Source organism: Allomuricauda sp. d1, from assembly GCF_039592695.1.
Classification (GTDB): domain Bacteria; phylum Bacteroidota; class Bacteroidia; order Flavobacteriales; family Flavobacteriaceae; genus Flagellimonas_A.
Genome location: NZ_JBBUTK010000003.1, coordinates 390,707 through 414,328 on the forward strand (window position 1 = coordinate 390,707; position 23,622 = coordinate 414,328).

17 protein-coding genes are annotated in these 23,622 nt (G+C 43.9%); 8 read left to right on the top strand and 9 right to left on the bottom strand.

Annotated elements, in window-relative coordinates; genetic code table 11:
• Positions 1-208: 208 nt before the first annotated feature.
• Together AAAH86_RS13515 and AAAH86_RS13520 are read right to left on the bottom strand one after the other, a co-directional pair.
• Positions 209-1,249 carry an aldo/keto reductase gene (locus AAAH86_RS13515; protein WP_343488178.1) on the bottom strand — a complete coding sequence of 347 codons (1,041 nt, stop codon included), beginning with the start codon at positions 1,247-1,249 and terminating at the stop codon, positions 209-211.
• Positions 1,250-1,297: 48 nt separating this feature from the next.
• Positions 1,298-2,059 carry an exodeoxyribonuclease III gene (locus AAAH86_RS13520; RefSeq protein WP_343488179.1) on the bottom strand — a complete coding sequence of 254 codons (762 nt, stop codon included), beginning with the start codon at positions 2,057-2,059 and terminating at the stop codon, positions 1,298-1,300.
• 76 nt (positions 2,060-2,135) lie between these two features.
• On the opposite strand from AAAH86_RS13520, the gene AAAH86_RS13525 reads away from it, so the two are divergent.
• A complete protein-coding gene (locus AAAH86_RS13525) occupies positions 2,136-4,205 on the top strand; it encodes a TonB-dependent receptor plug domain-containing protein (RefSeq protein WP_343488180.1) in 2,070 nt (689 codons plus the stop codon).
• A 60-nt stretch (positions 4,206-4,265) separates the two neighbouring features.
• Positions 4,266-6,374, top strand: coding sequence for a glycoside hydrolase family 97 protein (locus AAAH86_RS13530; protein ID WP_343488181.1), 2,109 nt, complete (start codon positions 4,266-4,268; stop codon positions 6,372-6,374).
• Positions 6,375-6,688: 314 nt separating this feature from the next.
• Here AAAH86_RS13530 and katG read toward each other — a convergent pair whose 3' ends face one another.
• A complete protein-coding gene (gene katG, locus AAAH86_RS13535; RefSeq protein ID WP_343488182.1) occupies positions 6,689-8,941 on the bottom strand; it encodes a catalase/peroxidase HPI in 2,253 nt (750 codons plus the stop codon).
• A 166-nt stretch (positions 8,942-9,107) separates the two neighbouring features.
• Between katG and AAAH86_RS13540 the strand changes: the two genes are divergently transcribed.
• Positions 9,108-9,617, top strand: a complete 510-nt coding sequence (locus AAAH86_RS13540; protein ID WP_343488183.1) for a nuclear transport factor 2 family protein — start codon at positions 9,108-9,110, stop codon at positions 9,615-9,617.
• Between the two features lie 74 nt (positions 9,618-9,691).
• Here the strand turns inward: AAAH86_RS13540 and AAAH86_RS13545 are convergent, their stop codons facing one another.
• Positions 9,692-11,233, bottom strand: a complete 1,542-nt coding sequence (locus tag AAAH86_RS13545; RefSeq protein ID WP_343488184.1) for a glycine--tRNA ligase — start codon at positions 11,231-11,233, stop codon at positions 9,692-9,694.
• A gap of 137 nt (positions 11,234-11,370) precedes the next feature.
• Positions 11,371-12,273, bottom strand: coding sequence for a hypothetical protein (locus AAAH86_RS13550; protein WP_343488185.1), 903 nt, complete (start codon positions 12,271-12,273; stop codon positions 11,371-11,373).
• Between the two features lie 31 nt (positions 12,274-12,304).
• Between AAAH86_RS13550 and AAAH86_RS13555 the strand changes: the two genes are divergently transcribed.
• The gene (locus AAAH86_RS13555) at positions 12,305-13,021 is read left to right on the top strand and encodes a ComF family protein (protein ID WP_343488186.1); all 717 of its coding nucleotides are present in this window, start codon (positions 12,305-12,307) and stop codon (positions 13,019-13,021) included.
• Between the two features lie 63 nt (positions 13,022-13,084).
• The gene (locus AAAH86_RS13560) at positions 13,085-14,782 is read left to right on the top strand and encodes an Ig-like domain-containing protein (RefSeq protein ID WP_343488187.1); all 1,698 of its coding nucleotides are present in this window, start codon (positions 13,085-13,087) and stop codon (positions 14,780-14,782) included.
• Here AAAH86_RS13560 and AAAH86_RS13565 read toward each other — a convergent pair.
• Entirely contained in the window at positions 14,769-15,530 is a 762-nt protein-coding gene (locus AAAH86_RS13565) for an amidohydrolase (protein WP_343488188.1), read from the bottom strand. The two genes, AAAH86_RS13560 and AAAH86_RS13565, sit on opposite strands and share 14 nt — an antisense overlap.
• Entirely contained in the window at positions 15,527-16,012 is a 486-nt protein-coding gene (locus tag AAAH86_RS13570) for an ankyrin repeat domain-containing protein (RefSeq protein WP_343488189.1), read from the bottom strand. The genes AAAH86_RS13565 and AAAH86_RS13570 overlap by 4 nt, the downstream gene beginning before the upstream one ends.
• Before the next feature lie 177 nt (positions 16,013-16,189).
• On the opposite strand from AAAH86_RS13570, the gene AAAH86_RS13575 reads away from it, so the two are divergent.
• The 3 genes from AAAH86_RS13575 (at position 16,190) to AAAH86_RS13585 (ending at position 19,343) form a co-directional block, all read left to right on the top strand.
• A complete protein-coding gene (locus AAAH86_RS13575; protein WP_343488190.1) occupies positions 16,190-18,076 on the top strand; it encodes a PAS domain-containing protein in 1,887 nt (628 codons plus the stop codon).
• Complete coding sequence (locus AAAH86_RS13580; RefSeq protein WP_343488191.1) at positions 18,073-18,477, top strand: response regulator; 405 nt, start codon at positions 18,073-18,075, stop codon at positions 18,475-18,477. Before AAAH86_RS13575 ends, AAAH86_RS13580 begins: the two co-directional genes overlap by 4 nt.
• Before the next feature lie 239 nt (positions 18,478-18,716).
• Positions 18,717-19,343: a DinB family protein gene (locus tag AAAH86_RS13585; protein WP_343488192.1), complete on the top strand. Its 627-nt coding sequence runs from the start codon at positions 18,717-18,719 to the stop codon at positions 19,341-19,343.
• A gap of 49 nt (positions 19,344-19,392) precedes the next feature.
• On the opposite strand, the gene AAAH86_RS13590 is transcribed toward AAAH86_RS13585, so the two are convergent.
• The gene (locus AAAH86_RS13590) at positions 19,393-20,754 is read right to left on the bottom strand and encodes a DUF5689 domain-containing protein (protein ID WP_343488193.1); all 1,362 of its coding nucleotides are present in this window, start codon (positions 20,752-20,754) and stop codon (positions 19,393-19,395) included.
• 58 nt (positions 20,755-20,812) lie between these two features.
• Complete coding sequence (locus AAAH86_RS13595; protein WP_343488194.1) at positions 20,813-23,545, bottom strand: carboxypeptidase-like regulatory domain-containing protein; 2,733 nt, start codon at positions 23,543-23,545, stop codon at positions 20,813-20,815.
• Positions 23,546-23,622: the final 77 nt, after the last annotated feature.

Below are 23,622 nucleotides of genomic sequence, written 5' to 3' on the forward strand. Positions count from 1 at the left end.
TGGGAGGGGTGGGTCTTAAACTTTCAAAAGAATGGATACCCGCCCCTTAATCCCCTCCCAAGAGGGGAAAATTCAAACAGGTCTAATCTTCAAAAAAATATTCACCGCTTATTGCGAAACATTCTTGTGACCAAAAAAATCGCAAGTATGACGACAAGAATCAATACGATTAGACCCAGTCCTATTTTCAGAAAAGTAGTTGTAATCATCATGGTGCGGGATTTGGTATGGCATTATGAATCTCTTCGATGCCCTTTAACACCTCATCGGACAATTCGATATCAATGCTCGCAATATTTTCCTTAAGCTGTTCCATGGTGGTGGCACCGATAATATTACTGGTCAAAAATGCACGGCTGTTCACAAAAGCCAATGCCATCTGTGCCAACGAGAGTTCATGTTCTTTGGCCAACTCAGCGTAGCGTTTGGTGGCCGCAACAGCGGTATCACTGTTATACCGGCTGTACTGTGGAAAAAGTGCCAAGCGTGATTTTGGTGGTGCAATGCCGTCGAGATATTTCCCGCTCAGCACGCCAAATGCTAAAGGGGAATAGGCCAGCAACCCTATCTTTTCGCGCATCGAAATCTCAGACAATCCCACTTCAAACAAACGGTTCAAAAGACTATACGGATTCTGAATCGTAATCATCCGTGGCAATCGGGTGTGCACCTTGCTCTCTTCCAAAAAACGCATGGTACCCCACGGGGTCTCATTGGAAATGCCAACATGCCTGATTTTACCCTCGGTCACCAAATCACGTAAGGTTTCCAGCACCTGGTGAATGTTGTCTTCCCAGTGATCACTGCTTTCGGCATTGTAGCCCCGTTGGCCAAAATAGTTCGTATTACGTTCGGGCCAGTGCAGTTGGTACAAATCAATGTAATCAGTCTGTAGTCTTTGTAGACTTCCCTCTACCGCTTCTATGATGGAATCTTTGCTAAATCCCGTGGTACGGATGAACTTGGTAAAGTCCGCCCTGCCTGCAATTTTGGTGGCAAGCACAACTTCTTCCCGTTTGCCCGTCTTTTTGAACCAGTTACCAATGATTTCCTCCGTTACGGATTGAAATTCCTTTTTGGCGGGAATCGGATAGAGCTCAGCAGTATCAAAAAAATTAATCCCTTGGTCAAGGGCATAGTCCATCTGTTCGAAAGCCTGTTCTTCAGAATTTTGGCGGCCCCAGGTCATGGTGCCCAAACAGATTTTACTGACGCGGATGTTGGTATGTGGGAGGAAAGTGTATTTCATAGCTCATTAAGAAAGCACAAAATTAACCATTGTTTAAGGAATATAAGCCTATTCTATCTCAAGTAAAATCGGGCAATGGTCGCTGTGTTTTGCCTCGGACAAAATCACGGAACGCTTCAATCGGTCGCGAAGACTCTCGTTGACCATGCCATAATCCAATCGCCAGCCTTTGTTGTTGGCACGGGCATTGGCGCGGTAGCTCCACCACGTATAATTGTGAGGTTCTGCATTGAAATGGCGAAAGCTATCGATAAAGCCGCTGTCGATATAATTGCCAATCCATTCCCGCTCGACTGGCAAAAATCCAGATACATTCTTATTACGCACAGGATCATGAATGTCAATCGCCCTATGGCAAATATTATAATCGCCACAGACAATCAGGTTTTCATGGGTATTTCGAAGTTGGTCGGCATACCTTTGAAAATCTGCCATGTAGGTCAGCTTATGTTCCAATCGGGCCATGTTGGTGCCCGAGGGCAGGTACATACTCATGACAGAAATATCGCCAAAATCGGCGCGTAGGTTCCTTCCCTCAAAATCCATATAATCGATGCCCGTGCCATATTCCACATGGTCGGGTTTTTGTTTGCACAGCAAGGCGACGCCACTATAGCCCTTTTTCTGGGCACTGAACCAATAATGGTACTCATACCCCGCTTCTTCAAAAACCGAAACATCAACTTGTTCTTTCATCGCTTTGGTCTCTTGAAGACAAACAACATCTGGATCAACAGATTTCAACCACTCTATAAACCCTTTGTTCAAAGCAGCACGAATACCATTGACGTTATAAGAAACTATTTTCATTTTCCCTTTTTGGTAAAAATACTATTGTCTTCTGTTCTTTGCGAAAACTAAAGCTATTTTTGAAAGGATGACCAAAATGATAAAAATATATTGTTGTGCCCTATTGCTATTTTTTACAATTGAGATTGTCTCACAACAACAAGAAAAAGACAGCGTGATTGAGCTTATCGAAGTTTTGATGATAGAAGACTTCACACCTCGCGAAGTACAGGGTATTACTCCATCAAGTGTGATAGGAAGCTACGGTATTAAGAGATTTGGACCTGTTGATATTTCTTCGAGCATGAACATTATTCCTGGGGTCAACTTTTTGTCAGGGGCCTTGAATACCAACCGTATTGTTATTCGCGGTGTTGGCTCCCGCACCCCTTTTGGCACCGATAAGCTTCGTATGTACTTTGATGGTATTCCCGTTACAAACGGAACGGGATTTTCAACCATCGAGGCATTCGATTTAGAAAACCTGGGGCTTGTAGAGGTCGTAAAGGGGCCGAAAGGTACTACGCTTGGAGCGAATCTTGGCGGTGCATTGACACTGACCAGCAAAGACCCAGATTTTGGCAAGGCAAGGCTCTCCAATAGCTTCACCATGGGCTCCTATAATATGTTGAAAGACAATCTTTCTTTTAGGTATTCAGAGCTTGATAAATTTAGTTTAGGCCTTAGCTATAACCATTTTGAAACTGATGGCTATCGGCAGAACAATCGCTTTGAGCGAGATGGCTTGCTGTTAAATGCCAAGGTCAATACCAGTCCAAAAAATGAGGTCGTTTTGTTATTAAATTATATTGATTATACGGCCCAGATTCCCAGTTCATTAAACCAGACCGATTTTGAGGAAAATCCGACCGCTGCTGCGTCCAACTGGTTGGAAGCACAAGGTTTTGAAGCCAACAAATATTTATTGATGGGTATTTCGAACAAATTGCAACTCACTGATGCTATCAAAAATACTTCGAGCATTTTCTACACATATCTGGACCATTATGAGCCCAGGCCGTTCAATATCTTGGATGAATTTACCAACGGTTACGGTTTCCGAACAGTTTTTGATGGCAGATTTTTAAATGGGCCCGAAGTCAGTTTTGGTAGTGAGTTTTATCGTGACGAATACCATTGGAGCACCTATCAAAACCTTTTTCGGGACAACAATGGCAATGGCAGTCTTCAAGGAGAACAAATCAGTAGAAACCGTGAGTTTAGAAGGCAGTTCAACCTTTTTGGCACATTTACATTTCCGATTACTTTAGAGCTTTATTTCCAAGCAGGCTTGAACCTGAACCAAACGTCCTATGATTTTAGGGACCTGTTTCTTTCAGATGGAAACAATACCTCTGCCCGTCGAGATTTCAAAGCCATCCTTTTGCCCAGTTTCGGATTGCAGTATTTGTTCAAGTATGGCTATTTCTATGTCAATGTTAGTCGTGGGTTTTCAAATCCGAGTTTGGAAGAGACCTTGACACCAGATGGTATTATCAATCCTGATATTGAACAAGAAAAGGGGGTGAACTACGAAGTAGGTGGTTGGTTCCGTTTTCCCAAGGAAAAGATATCGGCCGAGTTCGCACTCTATAGAATGAACATCAACGACCTATTGGTCGCCCAACGTGTGGGCGAAGACCAATTTGTAGGTCAAAATGCAGGCCAAACAAGGCATCAAGGGTTTGAGTTCGAGATTTACCATCGTACCGACATTTCCGAGAAACTGTCCATAAATCCATATTTCACATATACATTCAGTGACCATAGTTTTGTGGAATTTGTGGACGGTGACCAAGATTTCTCAGGAAATCCGTTGACGGGTGTACCCAAACATAGGATCAGTTCTGGCTTCAGCTTGGCCCATTCTGAAAGCTTTTCTTTCCGAATTAACCATCAATTTGTTGATGAGATTCCCTTAACGGATGCAAATACATTGAGCAGTGAATCCTATCATTTTTTTGCACTTTCAGCAATCTATCAAAAAGAATTCTCAAATCACTTTTCACTGCAACTCAATGGAGGAGTGAACAATCTTTTTGATACCAACTACGCGCAATCTGTGCTGATTAATGCTGTTGGATTTGGTGGTAATCTGCCGCGATACTATTATCCTTCGAACGGAAGAAACTATTATTTGGGTGCCCAACTCAATTACACTTTCTGATAAGAATAAAGAAAAGAGTATAATTACCTTATTTTTAATAGATATTTTGAATCCCATAAAATGAAAAAATCAATCACTCTCTTAGCTGCCATAGCTCTTATCTCCTGCCAAAAGGATAACTGGGAAACCACCGTCACCTCCCCAAACGGCAAGAATGCGATACACTTTAACTTGACAGCGGATGGCATTCCAAACTACGTAGTCATGCACAACAACAAAACGGTTATCGACACCTCTTCGATGGCATTCGATTTCAAAGACCAAAATCCCTTTAAAAATGGTTTTGAGATTGTGAACACCCAAATGGATGCCATGGATGAAACTTGGGAAATGCCCTGGGGCGAACAGCGTGAAGTTCGTAATCACTATAATGGCCTTTTGGTGCAACTTCAGGAAAGAGAGACGCCCAATCGCAGGCTGCACATCCATTTTAAGGCCTATGACGACGGGGTTGCCTTTCGGTATGAGTTTCCTGAGCAAGAAGGGTTGGAGAGTCTCACGATTATGGATGAACATACCGAGTTTCAACTGACCGGCGACCATACGGCATGGTGGATTCCTGGGGATTGGGACATCTACGAACATCTGTACAGCACCACCAAAGTCTCGGAAATCGATGCGCTCTCCAAACGGAATGACCCAAATTTGGCCGCGACCTATATTCCCGAGAATGCGGTGAACACTCCGGTTACCATGCGCACCGATGATGGACTGCACCTCAGTTTTCACGAAGCCAATTTGACCAACTATTCGGGAATGACCTTAAAAGTGGATTCCAAAAACTTGATATTGACCAGTGAATTGGTCGGTTCGGAACGACAGGGCCACAAGGCCAAAGTAACCCTTCCTTTCAAAACCCCATGGCGCACGATTCAAATTGCAGACAAAGCGACGGAACTCATCGATTCAAAATTGATAGTCAACTTGAACGAACCCAATGTTCTTGGTCACGTTTCATGGTTCACACCCATGAAGTACAATGGCATCTGGTGGGAAATGCACATTGAAAAAGGCACTTGGGATTATGGTATGGAAATGGATGAAAACGGCGTATGGCAAGATGTGGGCAAGGCCCACGGTAAACACAGTGCCACTACTGAAAACACTAAAAAATATATTGACTTTGCCGCGGATAACGGTTTAGGTGGAGTTTTGGTCGAAGGATGGAATACGGGTTGGGAGCGTTGGATTGGCTTCGAAGACCGTGAAGGTGTTTTTGATTTTGTGACCCCGTATCCCGATTATGACATCAAAACCTTGGCCACTTATGCCAAAGAAAAGGGTGTCGAGCTCATCATGCACCACGAAACCTCAGCGGCCACTGGAACCTATGAAAAACAATTGGATACCGCCTATAGCTTAATGAAAGACTTGGGCATCCATTCAGTAAAAACGGGTTATGTGGGCAAAATCATTCCCAAAGGTGAGTACCATCACGGGCAATATATGGTCAACCACTACCGAAAGGTGTTAGAAACCGCAGCAAAATATGAAGTGGCCATCAATGCACACGAACCCATCAAAGCAACGGGATTGCGACGCACCTATCCCAATGCCATTTCTAGGGAAGGCCTTCGTGGCCAAGAGTTCAATGCATGGGCGACTGATGGGGGCAATCCGCCTGGGCATTTACCCATCGTGGCGTTTACACGAATGTTGTCCGGCCCGATTGATTTCACCCCGGGGGCTTTTGATATGGCCTTACCCACCAAGCCCAATAATCAAATCAATACAACACTGGCCCAACAATTGGCGTTGTACGTGGTCATCTACAGTCCCATTCAAATGGCCTGTGACCTCCCTGAAAATTATGAGGGGCAACCGGCCATGCAGTTCATACGTGACGTAGGGGTTGATTGGGAGCAATCTAAAGTTTTGAATGGTGAAGTAGGCGATTTTGTCACCATCGCCCGTGAAGAGTACGAAACTGGTCATTGGTTTGTAGGGGCCATTACTGATGAAAATGCCCGCAATATCACCATAGATTTTGATTTTTTAGAGGATGGAAAAAATTATAAGGCCTTGATTTATCGGGATGCCGACGACGCACATTATAGAAACAATCCCGAAGCCCTTATCATTGAAAATATGGAGATCAAAAAAGGGGATTCAAAAAACTTTCCCCTTAAAGAAGGTGGAGGATTGGCGATTAGTTTGATGAAAGAGTAGTCTTTTATCAGGTAACAGTAAATATCAGCTACCATTGGTGGTGGCTTTGATCAAGCTCTAGAAGAGTTTTTAAAGACACCCTCCTTACTCCTCCCTCAAGGGAGGAATCCATACCGGTCAAATTGTCCCCTTGAGGGGACCTTAGGGGTGTTTCCCTACCAAGACGGATAGAGCCTGTGGATTAAAATTGGAACCTTGCAAAATGGTAAAACCAAAAGAGCGGACTTCCATCAAAGGTGGAAGTTTTCCCAATTTTCAATAAAAAAGCGTCCGCCATTGGCGGACGCTATCACTTTTTCATTTCATAACAATTGTTAGTTCAGGTCAAAGCGATCCAAATTCATCACCTTGTTCCAAGCTTTGACAAAATCCTTTACGAATTTCTCTTTGGCGTCGTCACACGCATATACCTCGGCCAAAGCACGAAGTTCAGTGTTTGAGCCAAAGATGAGATCAGCTCGGGTGCCGGTCCAATTGGTTTTGCCCGTTTTTCGGTCGGTACCCTCAAAAACGGTTTCATCGCCATCGACCGCTTTCCACTTTGTGCTTAAATCCAATAGATTCACAAAGAAATCATTGGTTAAGGCATCACTCTTGTCGGTGAAAGCCCCATGCGAAGAACCATTATAATTGGTGTTCAAAACACGCATCCCCCCAACCAATACCGTCATTTCAGGTGCTGTCAACGTGAGCAATTGTGCTTTATCTACCAACAGTTCTTCGGCCCTTGTATTGGGATTTCCTTTTACATAATTGCGGAAACCATCAGCTCGCGGCTCCAAGGCATCAAAAGCTTCGGCATCCGTCTGTTCTTCCAGAGCATCCATGCGACCGGGTGTGAACGGCACACTTACGCCATGACCGGCATTTTGAGCGGCTTCCTCAACCGCGGCATTTCCTCCCAACACAATCAAATCGGCCAATGAAACTTTCTTGTTCCCCGATTGGGCATCGTTGAATTCCTTTTGAACTCCTTCCAAAGTCTCCAAAACTTTATTCAATTGTTGTGGATTGTTGACTTCCCAATTCTTCTGCGGCGCAAAACGGATTCGGGCACCATTTGCACCACCACGTTTGTCAGAACCCCTAAATGTTGAGGCAGAGGCCCATGCCGTGGACACCAGTTCAGAAATCGATAGGCCAGAGGCCAAAATGCGTTTCTTCAACTCTGAAATATCTGCATCATTGATCAACTCATGGTCAACCGCTGGTATGGGGTCTTGCCAAACCAAATCTTCTTGGGGCACCTCAGCACCCAAATAGCATTCTTTTGGCCCCATATCACGGTGCGTCAATTTGAACCACGCTTTTTGATAGGCTTCCTTGAACTCGTCGGGATTTTCCAAGAAACGTCTTGAAATCTTTTCATAATCAGGATCCATACGAAGCGACAAATCCGTAGTCAACATAAAGGGTGCATGTTTTTTGCTCGGGTCATGTGCATCAGGAATAGTTCCTGCGCCAGCTCCATCCTTGGGTTTCCATTGATGTGCCCCGGCTGGACTCTTGGTGAGTTCCCATTCGTAATTAAAAAGATTTTCCAAATACTTATGACTCCATTTGATGGGGGTATCCGTCCATGCCCCTTCAAGTCCGCTAGTAATCGTGTCATTGCCGACACCGCTTCCGAAGTTGTTCTTCCAGCCCATGCTCTGCATTTCGATGGATGCCCCTGCTGGTTCTACTTCCACATATTCTGTATCGGGTGCCGCTCCATGGGTCTTGCCAAAGGTATGCCCGCCAGCAATCAAGGCCACAGTCTCATAATCGTTCATCGCCATACGGCCAAAGGTCTCACGTATATCATGTGCTGCAGCAACTGGATCAGGATTCGCATTCGGGCCCTCGGGATTCACATAAATCAACCCCATGTGGGCTGCCCCAAGCGGATTTTCCAATTCACCATCCTTGCTGTAACGTTGTTTGTTGCCCAGCCACTCACCTTCTGAGCCCCAGTAAATGTCTTCTTCGGGTTGCCAGATGTCTTCTCGGCCGCCACCAAAACCATACATGGGCAGACCCATACTCTCATGGGCCACATTGCCCGCCAAAATCAAGAGGTCGGCCCAAGAGATTTTTTTGCCATATTTCTGCTTGATGGGCCATAGCAGCAATCTGGCCTTGTCTAAATTCGCATTGTCGGGCCAGCTGTTGAGAGGAGCAAAGCGTTGTGCGCCAGTACCGCCACCACCGCGACCATCGGCAATACGGTATGTACCTGCTGCATGCCATGCCATACGAATGAAAAAAGGACCGTAGTGGCCATAATCGGCAGGCCACCAGTCTTGGCTATCCGTCATCAAATCGGTCAAGTCTTTTTTGATTGCCGATAGATCCAGTTTTTTGAATTCCTCAGCATAGTCAAAATCCTTGTCCATAGGGTCGGCCAGTTCAGAATGTTGGCGCAGGATGTTCAGATTAAGGGCGTTGGGCCACCAGTCTTTATTGGTGGTGCCGCCACCAGCAGCGGCATTCAGTTCTCCGTTCAAAAACGGACATTTGGCTGTTGATTCATTGACATCCCAAGCCTCGCCATGGCCGTTGGAATGTGGGTTGTTATTATTCATGTCGATAGTGTTTTCGGTTATACATCTTAAAATTACAACTCCTATAGATGGGAAATGTAAACGATTGATTAAAATGTGTTATGTGGATATTGGGATTGGTTATGGTATCATAACGATCCTATTGTTTTTGTTATCTTAGATACGAGTACATGAATAAAATACTGATATGATTCGCAAGACATTATTAATACCCTTCTTCGCCATTTTGTTTTATGCGATTGGCTGTAAAGAAGCGACCCATGAAAAAACAACGCCTGAGGTTAATGAAACCGTCAGTTACGAACAAGAAAGAGCAGCCATTTTAAATACCCTGAACAACGAAACCAAAGCTGCTTTTCAAAGGGACTATGAAAGTTGGAAAGGCTACTGGGTACATGACCCTGATATCAGTAAAACATACATAGACTTTGGTGAACATAGTTTTTCTGAATCTGTTGGATGGGATGAGATAAGCGGTTTTGTCAAAACATTCATTGAAGAACATCCTGAACCTGAGCCAGTTCCAGAATTGGTCAATGATATTAACGTTCGGCTGTATGACAACGGCGCTTGGGTCACTTATGAACAACAGGACTCATTGCGAGGCCTAAAGCGGGAAACCAGGCTTATGGAAAAGATAAATGGCCAGTGGAAAATTGCGGGAATGCACACCACTATCTATGGATTCGAAGAATAAAGTAAAAGCACCCTCTAAAGTTATGCATTCCTCTCGTATGCCCGTTGGATGCAAGAAGGGGACAATACCAAGTATCAAACTTTTTGCAACCATGCTTTCATGGCTACTTCTTCAGCGATAATATCTTTGATCGCAGAAAGTTTGACACGCTGCTGCTCCATACTATCACGATGACGAATGGTGACGGTGTCATCTTCCAGTGTTTGGTGGTCAATGGTGACACAGAATGGCGTGCCATTAGCATCTTGGCGACGGTAACGTCGGCCCACGGCATCTTTTTCGTCATAAGCCACATTAAAGTCCCATTTGAGTTCATTGACCAGTTTTTCTGCCACTTTGGGCAGTCCGTCGCGTTTCAGCAATGGTAAAACAGCCACTTTGGTGGGTGCGAGCACTGCGGGAATTTTTAAAACGGTGCGTGTGCTTCCGTTTTCGAGCTCTTCTTCTTGCAACGCATTCGAAAATATGGCCAAGAACATCCGGTCGAGACCAATAGAAGTCTCTAGAACATAAGGCACATAGCTTTCGTTGGTTTCAGGGTCGAAATATTGTAGTTTTTTGCCCGAATATTTTTCATGGTTGGCGAGGTCGAAATCTGTACGGGAATGGATTCCTTCTAGCTCCTTAAATCCAAAAGGAAACTTGAACTCGATATCGCAGGCAGCATCGGCATAGTGCGCCAATTTTTCATGGTCGTGAAAACGGTAGTTGTCCTCTCCCATGCCCAAGGAAAGGTGCCATTTCATGCGTTTTTCTTTCCAGGCTTCGTACCATTCCTTTTGGGTACCCGGCTTGATGAAATACTGCATCTCCATCTGTTCGAACTCGCGCATCCTAAAAATAAACTGTCGGGCCACAATTTCGTTCCGAAAGGCCTTCCCGGTTTGGGCAATGCCAAAGGGAATCTTCATCCGCCCCGTTTTCTGTACGTTCAAAAAGTTGACAAAAATACCTTGCGCGGTCTCTGGTCGCAGGTACAAGTCCATCGCACTATCGGCGGTAGCGCCAAGCTTGGTACCGAACATCAGGTTGAACTGTTTGACATCCGTCCAGTTTTTTGAACCTGACAGCGGGCAGGCAATCTCCAGCTCTTCAATCAAAGCCTTTACATCTGCCAAGTCTTCGTTTTCGAGCGATTTGCCCAATCGTTTCAAAATGGCATTTACTTTTTCTTGATAGCCCAAAACCCGTGGATTCGTAGCCAAAAACTGCTTCTTGTCAAAAGCATCGCCAAAACGTTTGCCCGCTTTGGCTACCTCTTTATCGATTTTAGCTTCAATTTTGGCCACATGGTCTTCGACCAACACATCGGCACGATAGCGTTTTTTAGAATCCTTGTTGTCAATCAAGGGGTCGTTGAAGGCATCTACGTGGCCAGAAGCCTTCCACGTGGTAGGGTGCATAAAAATGGCCGCATCGATACCCACAATATTATCGTGCAATTGCACCATGGCCTGCCACCAATATTCACGTATATTTTTCTTGAGCTCTGCCCCATTTTGGCCATAGTCATATACCGCACTAAGGCCATCATAAATCTCACTGGATTGAAAAATATAGCCATACTCCTTAGCATGAGAGATGACCTTCTTAAAAATGTCTTCTTGATTTGCCATTGGGCAAAAGTAAAACAATGGGATAAATTGAAAAACGAAAGATTTCTGTGTTTGAACGATTTATTTAAAAAACCCCTGCTCACAATGTTTTACATTGCTTAGCTTCCCGATAGCTATCGGAACCCTCAAGGGGGCAATTATTTCAGTTGAAATTCTGCCGAAGATAGCAGACGTTCATCTTCAAATACATTGAGAGTGTAAATGCCCTCTTCAAGCGATTCAGCAGGCACCGTAATGGCATCACAGACATCAAGCTCTTCGCCAAAGTATACCAATTCAACCCTTTTGCTGTAGGTATTGCCACTCACCGAGATGGTATTGGCGTTGTCTTCAATGATTTTCATGTTGGGATCCAAAAACTGAAAGTAGAGTACCTTGGTTTTGGTCTTTTTGTCATTATCGGCCAATATCGTGACACAGCCACGAAGTTTTTCAACGGTTGAGGCCTTATTGGTCTGTAATGGCCTGCCGGCCCTCAAACGAAAAGCGGTGCCTTCTGTCGCGCCATTTTGCAGCTTTACATAACTTTTAAGTTTGAGTTCACGGTTCAACTCTTGGTTCTTTTGCCGCAACAAGGCCTCGGCTTCTGCCAATGAGCTGCTCTTGCCACGGAGTTCTTCAAGTTGTTTACGGGTCTCGTCGTAACGGCTCGCCAATAGACTGTTGTTGTAGCGGAGAAAGTTGTTCTTGAGTTTGAGGCTATCGAACTTGATTTCAAGCTGGCGCAGTTCTTTTCTGCTCTCTTTAAGCTTGGCAATGTTAAAATTGAGCCTTCCAACAGAATCGAGCAGTTGTTGTACACGAAAACGAGAATCTTGCAAATCAATCTCATTGACCTCGTTCAAGCCAGACAGTCTGTCGACCTCGGCTTTCATAAGGCTCATGTCTTTCACCAATAGCGATTTTTCTTGTTCCAGAAAGTTTAACTGGTTCTGTGATTGTGCGTAGCTGTAGTAAAATGCAATCAAGACACCTACGATAACCGCAACAAGAGCGGCCATAATAATCTTATAGTTGAATTTGGTATCTTGGGATTCCATGAAAATTAAGTGGCAAAAGTAGGTATACGATTTGAATCGAACACAGTTTTCAAAAATAATAAACGCTATTAATTCCATACTATTGCCAAGGGTATGTTTTGGATGTAATGCACATTTATTGGATGCAGAACATCTTTTATGTACCGTTTGCCGTCATGATTTGCCTGTGACAGGGCATAATTTCCTGAAAGAAAACGAAGTAGACCAAACATTTTATGGCAGAATCCGTATCAAAAAGGCAGCTTCTTTGCTATATTTTTCACCAACTGGAACGGTAAAAAATCTATTGCACCACCTGAAATACAAAAATCAAGAGCTTATTGGGGAGTTTCTAGGGGATTGGTTCGGAAAAACCTTAAAAAGACAGGGGCATTTAAAAGCAGTTGACTATGTGATCCCTGTACCCCTACACCCTAAAAAACTCAAAAAGAGAGGGTACAATCAAGTGGATGCCTTCGGAAAAAGCATGGCAAAACACCTAAAAGCCCAATTCTTGGGTGATGCGCTGTACAAAACGGCCAATACGCGCACCCAGACCAAAAAAGACCGTCTTTTTCGGTGGAAAAGCAGTCAAAATCTGTACGAGCCCAACCCCGACTATTCATTATCGGGCAAAAAAGTGTTGTTGGTCGATGACGTTATCACCACCGGGGCCACCATTGAAGCGTGTGCCAAGGCACTCAGCACTGTTAAAGCTATTGAAATTTATGTGGCAACAATGGCATTCGTGCCTAAATTGGGGAGCTAAGAGCCAATCTAGAAACTTGTAGATTGTATTTTACGCCCCTTTTTGCGCCCTGCTGCGTCAAAAATGGCCAATAAAGGATTTCAATCACAAATTTTTAAACAGGCTCTAAATTATCGTTTCTTTGTCGCTGATAAATTTGCCATGAACCTCATCAGGAAATTTCTGATTTTGTGCTTTCTTTTTGCGTTGTGTGCCGCATTGTGGCAGTGTGCCAGAAGGGGCAATCCCACTGGTGGCCCGAAAGATATTGAACCTCCTGTGCTGTTGCGCACCGACCCTGAGAACCTTACCACAAATTTTGATGGCAATACCATACGGCTCTACTTTGATGAATACATAAAACTGGAAGACGTACAAAACCAATTGGTGGTCTCGCCCCCGTTAAAATATCAGCCAGAAATAACACCCCAGGGCAGTGCCAGCAAGTACATCGAGCTTACTTTTAAGGACACATTGCGCGAGAACACCACGTACACGGTCAATTTTGGGCAGAGCATCGTTGACAACAACGAGGGCAATCCGAACAGTTTTCTGAGCTATGTCTTTTCCACGGGGGATTACATCGATTCATTATCACTGTCGGGCGCCGTCAAGGATGCCTTTAACCGCACTGCCGACCAGTTTGTCAGTGTGATGCTGTACGAGATTGATAGTATCTACAATGATTCTTCCATTTACAAATATCCTCCCAATTATATTACAAATACGTTGGACAGTCTGCCCCTTTTTCAACTGAACAACCTGAAAGCGGGCAGTTATCGATTGTTTGCCATAAAAGATAAGGGAAAGAACAATGTTTTTGATCAGCGAGCGGATAAAATTGGTTTTCTGACGGATACAATCACGCTACCTACTGATTCCATTTATTTGCTGACCCTGTTCAAAGAAGTGCCTGATTACAGTGCGTCGGTGCCCAGTTATGTGGCCAAAAACCGAATCATTTTCGGGTATCAGGGCGAGCGTAAAGATATTGCCATCAACACCTTGACCACAATGCCCGATTCGGTAAAGACACGCATTCAAAAAGAGCGTGAAAAAGATACGCTCAACTATTGGTTGACACCCACAGATATCGATTCCATTATTTTTACGGTCACCAATGAACGCTTGCAGGCAATCGATACGTTTACCGTAAAAACCCGAAAACTGGAAATGGATACGCTGCAACTCACCCCAAGTCATCGTAGTCAAATCGGTTTTGAAGACAAATTTCACCTTTTGGCCAACACGCCCTTGGTCAACATTGATTCAAGTAAGGTTTCCATTATCGATAAAGATACTGTTGACGTACCCTTTTCGATGACCCTTGACACCATAGTCAACAAAGTTGATGTTGACTTTGATATTGTTGATAACCAATCGTATGATATCACCATACTTCCGGGAGCAATTGAAGATTTTTTTGGGGAGCAGAACGATACCCTCAATTTCAAACCGACAACGGGCAGCTATGCCGATTTTGGTAATTTGACACTCAATCTTTCAGGGGTGGTCACCTATCCTCTGATCATACAGCTTACAACAGAAAAGGGTGAACTGGAACGCGAGATTGTCTCTGACCAACCAAAACCCTATGAATTCAGCAATCTTAGGCCCGGCAACTACGGCGTTCGCATCATTTTTGATGAAAATGGCAATGGAAAATGGGATACGGGCAACTATCTAAAAAAAATACAGCCCGAGAGTATCAAATATTATCCTGATATCATTGAAATCAGGTCCAATTGGGAAAAGAACGAAACTTTTGTCATTTCAGAGTAAACTCATCCCGATCTTCTAAAAACCTCAATTTCTTCCTAGTGGTTTGAATGTGTTCTTTGGAAAGTGTCGCATATACAATTTCCTCTTTGTTAGAATAGGCCAACTGGTTGCCCAGTACATCATACACTGCTGAATGGCCAGAGTACTCATATCCATCTCCATCAAGCCCGATACGGTTTACCCCAATGCAATAAGCCATGTTCTCAATGGCACGGGCCTTCAACAAAGCATCCCACGCATTGATTCGGGGTTTGGGCCAGTTGGCCACATAGATCAGCACATCGTAATCATCTGTATTTCTTGACCAGACCGGAAATCGCAGATCATAGCATATCAATGGAAAAAACCGAAAACCTTTATATTCATGAAGTGTTTTTTTACCTCCACGATGGTATACCTTATCCTCGCCCGCCAAGGTGAACGTATGGCGCTTGTCATAAAAGGAGTGATTGCCATCTGGGTCAACAAAATATAACCTATTGTAAAAACGGCCTTTTTCTTGAAAAGCCAAGCTTCCGACCAGGGCCGAATTGTGTTTTTGGGCCTCAGATTGCATCCATTCCACAGTTTTCATGCCTTCGGATGCATCAATATGTTGCGGATTCATCGTAAAACCTGTGGTGAACATTTCAGGCAGTATGATCAAGTCCACATCCTCAGAAATACCCTCGAACTTTTCAGAAAACATTTTTCTGTTGGCCCCTGGGTTTTCCCACAGTAAATGCGACTGTACGAGGGCTATGTTCATAACGCCTGATGATTTTCCAGTAGCTCGATCAAAGGTTGGGCTCCCTGCATTTTTGCATGGTCCAAAGCGGTTTGTCCGCGTGCATCTTTATGTGCTGGATCAGCATTGTGTGCCAAAAGCAGTTTGGCAAGCTGTAATTGGTTGAAGGTGGTGGCATATATCAAGCTTGATGCCCCCATTGCATTGGTGGCATTCACATTGCCACCGTGTTCTATCAGTAATTTTGCTATCGCTTCATAGCCTTTAAAACAGACCCCCATCAGAGCCGTATTGCCCGAAGCATCTTTCTCATCGACTTTGGCGCCACGCTTCAACAGTAACTTTACTATGTCAAGGTGATTGTAATAGGTGGCCAGAATCAGCGGTGTAGACCCTCTTTGATCGCGTACCTTCAACAAATTGGGTTGATTGCTTAAAAGCGTCTCGATAGTTGCCAAATCGCCTAAACGAATCGCGTTAAAAAAAGTGACTGTAACTTCCATTTGGCTAAAGGTAAAAAAACTCTCCAACCACTTTGTGGTGCCATACAGACAACTATTGAAAAAAAATTATGTTACTTACGCATATAATAAGTAAAATCTTACCTTTATCGATTGAATGTTAACCTTATGTAAGATTTTTGCCTTTCTAGAAAATCACGGTAGTGAGGTGTGACCCGTATGAGAAACTTTGTTGACTTGGGAATAGAACAGCGAGAAGTAATGCTTGAAAAAGCTTTGAGCGTTGCCCGTATCGGCTTTTGGGAGGTCGACTTGACCAACAACAAGGTAACTTGGTCACGAATTACCAAAGAAATTCATGAAGTGCCCGATGATTACATTCCCAATCTTGAGGAGGGCGTCAACTTTTATAAGGAGGGCAAATACCGTGAAGAGATTTCAAGGCTGGTACAAACTGCCATGGAAAAAGGTGTTCCGTGGGATACCGAACTTATCATTGTGACCACAACCGGTAACGAAGTGTGGGTCAGGGCCAAAGGTGAGGTTGAGATTGTTGACGGCAAACCTGTCCGTCTTTTTGGCACCTTTCAAGACATTGATGAAAAGAAAAGAGCCCAAATCAAATATAATGAAGCTTCCAAAAGGTTGGCTTTGGCCACTAATGAAGCCAAAATCGGTATCTGGGATTATAATGTGGTCGATAACATATTGGTTTGGGATGACAATATGTTCAAGCTTTATGGCCTAAAAAAAACTGATTTTTCTGGAGTCGTTGAAGCGTGGGAGTCAAGCATACACCCCGACGACAAAGAACGAAGCCAACATGAGGTTGAATTGGCACTGAAGGGTGAAAAAGAATTTGATACCGAATTCAGGATCATAAAGCCAAATGGTGAGGTGAACCATATCAAGGCCCATGCCACCGTTCAACGTGATAGTAGTGGCAATCCTTTGAAGATGATCGGGATCAATCATGATATCACCGTACTCAAAAATACCCGCCTTGAACTGTTGCGCAGCCAAGAATCGCTTGCCGGTGCTTTCGAGAACTCCTCGGTTGGTATGGCATTGGTCGGATTGGATGGCAAATGGATTCAGGTCAACAACAGTGTTTGCAACAGTTTAGGCTACACCATAGAAGAATTGATGCAGCTTACCTTTCAGGATATTACCCATCCCGACGATCTGCAAAAAGACCTTCAACTATTGCAAGAACTCATCGATGGCAAACGCGACTCTTATCAAATTGAAAAGCGATATTACCATAAAAAGGGGTACTTGGTCTATGTGCTTTTGACGGTCACCGGGGTTTATAACGTTGATGGATCACTGTCACATTTCATATCGCAGATTGTTGATATCACCTCGCGTATAGAAGCTGAGGAAAAACAGCAAAAACTGAACGAAATCACCATGGAGCAAAATAAAAACTTGTTGAATTTTGCCCATATTGTGTCACATAATCTGAGGTCACATTCCACAAACATGTCGATGTTGATTGATTTTCTGAACAAGGAAAAAAATTCTTCAGAAAAGGAAAAAATAATGGGCATGCTCAAATCTGCCTCAAACGGACTCAATGAGACCGTTACACACCTCAACGAAGTCGTTCAAATAAAGACCACGGCTCTTCAGTTGATGAAAACGGTCAATCTCGTTCAAGCGGTAAAAGACGCCAAAAACAATATTCAGGCTCTTATCGGAGAAAAAAACGCCCAAATAGATGTCGATGTCTCAACTGACCATGTAGTAAAGGCGGTACCTGCCTATTTAGACAGTATCCTGTTGAATTTGTTCACAAACGCATTGAAATACAGTTCCCCAGAGCGAACACCGCTATTGAGAATAACTTCAAAAGCTTGTGACAAGAGAATTGTTCTAGAATTTAAGGATAACGGTTTGGGCATTGACCTAGAGCGTCATGGTGATAAAATATTCGGCATGTTCAAGACCTTTCACCGACATAAAGATGCTAAGGGCATTGGCCTGTTCATCACCAAAAATCAAATTGAGGCCATGGGCGGAAACATTTCCGTCGAAAGCAAGGTAGATAAGGGTGCCACTTTTAAACTGGATTTTGAAAGAGCAAAAAAAGTTGAACATTGAAGAAAAAAATTAAAACCACTTGGGTCATCGACGATGATGAAATCTATTTGTTCTGGACCACCAAAATGATACGAGAATTAGAATTGAGCGAAAATATTTTGGTGTACCATGATGGCCAACAGGCGATTGAAGAATTAAAAGCAATCAATACCGCCGGAGAAAAGTTTCCTGAAGTGATTTTATTGGATATCAACATGCCCATCATGAATGGCTGGGATTTTTTGGAGGAATTCGTAAAGATTCCCCATCAAAATGATACAAAAGTATTGGTATACGTCGTCAGCTCATCCATAGCCCAAGAAGACCTGGAAAGGGCAAAACAGTTTGATGTGGTTCACAACTACATTTTAAAACCCCTCACCGTAGAACAACTTAAAGAGGTCATGGCAGTGGTGGTCTAACCCAATTCCTATCGCTTTTTCAATATTTAGGTTTATAATCCCCTAAATTCTTCCAATCTCAGAAAGCCGAGTGTTTATGCCCCTGTTTTTTGGCATAAATCCCCCCTGACTGTACCGCATTCTGTACCATACTTTTATAATAAGACTACGAAACACCATTTTCTCGTGTTTCATGTCCAATTGTATACCCTTTTGTACGTCACAAAAGCGAATAGATTGTTTCACCAAAAAATAAACAGATGAAAAGATTGATTTTATTCCCGATTGTACTACTTCTGATACTGTGTTTTACCTTAAAAAATGGTCTGACCGATGAAGAACGTACTAATGCTGTTGCGCATTTGACTGAATCAAGAGAGCACATGATGCAAGTTCTTGATGGATTGACCGAAGAACAATTGAATTTTAAGGCAACTGCCGAGTCTTGGTCGATTGCTGAGTGCGTTGAGCATATCACGATTGCAGAGCACGCCTTTGAAAATTTTGTCAAAAAGACCGTTGCCGAAGGCAACATTCCCCACTTGAAAGATTCGGTGCAGTGGAAAGACAATGACCTTTTTGCCCAAATTACCAACCGTTCGCAAAAAGTGAAAACCGCCGAACCATTTGAACCAAGTGGTAAATTCGGTTCGCACGAAGCAACTGTAAAAGCATTCAACAAAAAGCGAGACGAACACATCAACTATGTGAAAACCACCAATGACGACCTTAGAAACCGATTCAATACCGATTTGCCCTTTGGCGTGGTCGATGGGTATCAATTGCTTTTGTTTGCTGCAGGCCATTGTGAACGGCATGTATTGCAAATGGAAGAAATTATGGCGCACAATGATTTTCCTTCGGAGGATATGGGTGGGAAAGAATAATAGTCCATTTTAAATCTAATAATGACCCGCCCCAATGGTGGGTCTTTTATTACCGAATTCCAGGGCTGAAATCCTCAGGAGCATTCTGGGGAAAGTTTGTCGTACCCGCCCCGCCCGTATCGTTAAAGACCATCCATTCAGCGAATGTGTAGGTCGGATTCCCTTCAGAAATAGCACTGTTTCGTAGGGCACGGCCATCTTCAAATTCGTGGTTAGTGCCTGAACCATCTTCGCCCACAATTCCGAAGACATCAATCACCGTTCCGAAGGGGTCGACCAGTTCAAGATTGTCATCGCCGTTAGAGTCTGCAGGGCTATTTGTGGAAACTCCCAAATCAGGTGCAAAACCATATACCCGTTCAAATTCATCCGCATTGGGCGAAATCACAAAGGTGTTTTCAGCTTCGATGGCAAAACCGGTCAAATCAATGGTGGAGCTTACCTCTTGGTTTGCATTGGTGTACCTTCGGATGGTCCATCCATCCAGATTCAAAGGCTCAGTAGCCGAGTTATACAGTTCAACAAATCGAGCACCCGTATTATTGTTTGGATCCGCAAGTTCTGAAAAGAAGACTCGGTTTGATGTCACTTGGGATGCTGCACAGCGTTCACCGATAAAATCAATATCCTCCAAATCTCGAATGGCCAATAAAAAATCATCATTTTCACGGAGCAACACTCCAGTGATTGCCCCATTCCCTTCAGGAAGCAGTTCTGCTTGAAAATCGGCAAAACCCGAATTCAAAAAGATGAGCTCGTTGCCATCACAGTCTCTGAGTGTGCGTTCCGTTTCCTCTCTGGGTTCTGTAAAGGCAAGGCCCAATTCTTCTTCAAAGATTTCCAAACCATCGAACCGTACCAAAGTACTGACAAGGGTACTATCCAATTCTGTAATAGTGAGACTGGTCGGAACAATCTCAGCTATGGGGTCACAGCTTCTAAATAGATGCTCTGGAATTTTCAGGGCCGGCAAACGCCCTACCGAGGTGGTGCCAAAGGCTGCAAAGGTGCCGCCCAATTTGAAAACGCCGCGACTCTGCCCCAAGTACAGGCCTTTAGTCTTTATGAAAATCTTACTGCCCGGTTCAAACAGCAAATGTGATTCAAACAAATCGATTTCCATCTGAAACCCTTCAGTAGGATTGTTGGGACTATCCTGAAAATGGAGCACGCTGAAGAAATTACCGCTCCTATCGGAAGAGACCACATAGCCTTCGATGACCCAATCTTCCTGTATTCGCAACAGCTCGCCTTGATACAATGCCTTTACTTGGGCAAAAGTCGCATTGGCAACTAAATTTTCATTGCAGGCATTGGCAATGGGGTCAACATCTTGGTTTTTGATGCAAGACATGAACATAGCCAACAGCACCAATAGACTTAACCGAATATGTAGTTCCCTGAATCTCATTTATACACCCCTAAAGTCCCCTCAAGGGGACAATCCAAATATTCATCTTCTATTTTGACTAAAAACTAAATGCCACATTCAAAAAGTAGGTGCGGCCGAAACCGTACCAAAATCTCGGTGCGAATGTGGGGTTGTTTCTCAAATTATCTTGTTGCAACTGGCCAAAATTGCCATTGCGGCTCTGCTCGAAACCTCCTGTTCTGAATTGGGTGTCAAACAGATTGTTCACGCTGGCGAAAATGCTCATGTACTTTCCGTTTTTGAGCCAAGACTTTCCACCGACCAAATTCAACAGGTAAAAATCATCCAGTTCTTGTTGTTGCAATAATTTTGCTACGTTCTCGTCGGTGGCATCCACAAAACGTTCTCCCGTATCTGGATCCAACAAAAAGCTCTGCGTTCGCGTAATGGTCGAAATGTTGATAAAATTATTGGCGAGGTAATTTGCCGTTGCACCCACCCACCAATAGTCTGGATCCCTGTACTCGACACCAAAAGAACCTGCGGTCTGAGGGCCCTGTCCCAATTTTAAATCTTTGATGTTCGCAATGCCCAAATCAATATTGCCTTCTTGGTTGATGGGCTCTTCTTGCCCAGCGGTATCAAAATTGATGGTGACCGAGGGGTCGCTCGCAAAAATGTATTTGCCTACATTGGCCACGGCAGAAAGTTTTACGGTGGGAGATGCCCGATATTCCACTCCCAGTTCAAACCCCATGTGCAGCCGATCTAAATCCGTAATCACTTCTTGCACAAAGTCAGAACCCACACCAGAATCGACAAAAAAGAAATTGATGTCGGTGGTGTTCATAAAACGGGTATAGAATCCTGTCAAACGCGCCATCAAATCTGGCAATCTCATAAAGTAATTCAAGTCGACGGAGGTCACCGTTTCACTCTGGATTTCTGGCACCACCTCATTGTTCTCCCGAGGGTTGATAAATATATTTTGAAGCACAGGAGCGCGGGTGAGGTAAGCCCCATTGGCTTTTAACCAATGTCTTCCTGACAATTGGTAACCCAATCCGCCTTTGATGCCGTAGTTTGAAAAAGTAACCTCTTCGCTTTTGCCCAATGAAGTATCGGGAAAGCGTTCGTTCTGAAAAAGTCCATTTCTTTGATACGATGTACTTGAAATTGATGTCGATACAAAAGCATCCCATTTGCCAAGGTTGGCTGTGCCTTGGGCAAATGCATTAAAAAATGAGGCATCCATTTCATAGTTGTAATTGAAAATAGCACCATCCGTTTTCGCCAACTCACCATTAATATCGTTTCGGGTATCTGAAAACGGGTCAATATCCTCATGAAAATCCGCTCCCAATACATCTTGAATCTCGGCATAATTTTCTGAGGAAAGGGTTCGGTATCCGACACCGAAATCCAATTTGACGACATCATTCAACTTCCAGTTTGCAACACTGTTGAAGAACAAGCGATTTGATTTTACGGTATCATCATACAATACATAAGCCGCCTTGCCCTGATTAGCCACATTGGCATTGGCTAGATATAGAGTGCCCCAATTCAATTGTGGATTTGCCAAAAACCCTTCCCTTGCCAAATCAGCATTGGTGAAATCGGCACCTATGGGATTATTGATGTAAAAACTAGGAAGATAGCGGTAATAGGTAGGGTCAGGATTCGGGGCATTGAAATACCCCAAGCGGCTTCTGGCATTGGTGCCAAATTGGTAGGCAACACCGGAATTCAATGTAAAGTTTTCAGTCTCTAAATAATAATTGAGCATGGTGACAGGTTCGAAAATATCACGCTCCCGCGAATTTCTGACGTCACCATGCTGCTCGCCCCAGTAGGGATTGTATCGATTTCCCGCTAACTCAAAAACCTCTTCTGTGATGGGTGCTGAGCGACCCCGTCGATTTTTTGCAACAATAGCAGTAAGTGCCACACTGTTTTTGTCGTTGAATTGATACTCCAATGCACCGAAAAAAGAAAAAGCGTCGTACAACGTTCCGTCAATGTATCCTTCCTTTGCCCAGCGTCGCGATGCCGAAAAAACATAAGCGAGTCCATTTTCTTGTAGTCCCGAATTATAAGTGGCCATCAACCTACCAGTATACGTTCGGTTCGATGCCGAAGCGGAAAGGCGTGTGCCAGGCCGCAATCCCGAAGGTCTCGTGTCAATATTCGTATTGCCTAAGATACCGCCAAAGGTGTAGGGTGAGAGCTCCAGTCCATTTGAGAATTCTTGATTTCGCACTATGTCATTTAGGCCTCCCCAATGATTCCACTGCGGCCTACCGTTGAAAAATTGGTTCATGACAATGCCATTGATCAATACTTGGCCATTTCTAGAGTCGTAGCCGCGTACACGAAAAAAGGCCTGTGAAAAATCAAACGCCGCACGGTTCAAAAACACATCGCGGGTCGCCTGTAACAATCCCGATGCATTTGAAATCGTCTCACCATCATCTGAGAGTTGTGCATCGGTCAATGTGACCAGATTGTCGGTTTGTTCAAGGGTCACATCTTGTCTGAGGGTCAGTGTACCGATATCAAGGTCACTTCCCTCCAAAACGACTGAAAGCCGTTGGGTGACAAAATCAATGGCTGAAATATTTAAAATATATGGCCCATCAAGTTCCGTTAACAGCTCAAAACGGCCACTATCATCTGTTTTTGTACTTAGGCCTGTTCCCTCGATTGTAGCGAGAGCATCTGTAATCGGCAGATTGTTTCTTTCTTGAACAACAACACCTGTAATCCGTTTCTTTTCTTGGGAATATATTGAAATGGACACGCAGAAAAGAAGAAAAAGAAAGCGCATGGGTTTGGTCAGTGTGCCCCAATGTACATAAAATCGTACAATTCAACTTTACTTTGGGTTAAAAACACTATTCTTGG